The organism is Mesorhizobium kowhaii, from assembly GCF_042431665.1.
Lineage (GTDB): Bacteria > Pseudomonadota > Alphaproteobacteria > Rhizobiales > Rhizobiaceae > Mesorhizobium > Mesorhizobium kowhaii.
Genome location: NZ_JBHLYT010000114.1, coordinates 1 through 916 on the forward strand (window position 1 = coordinate 1; position 916 = coordinate 916).

The 916-nt window shown below is 59.3% G+C and carries 1 protein-coding gene; it reads right to left on the reverse strand.

The annotated features are described in order from the left end of the window. The coding region (locus ACFFNA_RS35590) for a tyrosine-type recombinase/integrase (RefSeq protein ID WP_378924608.1) at positions 1-854 on the reverse strand (854 nt) is incomplete at its 3' end. Positions 855-916: the final 62 nt, after the last annotated feature.

Below are 916 nucleotides of genomic sequence, written 5' to 3' on the forward strand. Positions count from 1 at the left end.
CCACAGCGCCTGGCCGCGGCGGCCTCAGCCGAAAGGCGTGCCGTTTTCTGAACCATCTCCCAGAGCCCAGGTAAGCCCTGGTAACCCGCTTGCTCAGGCCTGGTAGCAAACACGTAGTCCGAAATAGGCGTCAAACTATCGATCATCGCAAATGCAGCTTGGCTGAGCGGGCGCAACGATGGTCCGGTCTTGGTCTCGCCAAGGGCGAGGCAAGTTCCCAGAGCATCCACTTCGTCCCAGCGCAACTGTTGACATTCGCCACGCCGGACACCGCTCAGTGCAATGAAGCGAATGGCAGCGATTCCAATCTGGCTGTGCCTGGGTGCGCCGTGGCGATTGCGTTTCTCCTCAAGTGTATAAAGGGCTTCTGCCAGCGCGCGGTACTGATCGCCGGTTAGGAGTGCCTTCTTCTGCGCATCCGCAAAACGACGAACCCCGCGTACTGGATTCTGCTCGACATGCCCATTATCGATACCCCAGGCAAAGATCGCCCCAAGAAGCCCTAATGTGCGAGTCAGCGCACCCTTGCCGCCTTTGACGATCGACCGACGCCGTGGCCCGAGCTTTTCGTCTCTGACGGTCTTTCCGGTTACGACGCCTGTCTTAAACTGTTCCATCTCCATTCGCGTAACCGCTCTGGCCTTGAGCTGTCCCAGCAGGGGCTTGATATGCGCGTCAATGCGGGATCGATCCGTTGACAGCGTGCTTTCTTTCTTGGGCAGGCCCTTGCGGCCAAGAACCAGGCCGGCTGAGGCGGCCTCCATGTAAAGCTCGCAGAGTTGAGATACAGACATCGCATTTCGCAATTCGTGCCGAAGCGTCGCCGGATCCTTGCCTTCCACGACCTTGGCCAACTCGATCTTCGCAAGGTCCCGTGCGCGCTCCGCGGTAAGTGGGCCATAGGCGCCAATCTTCA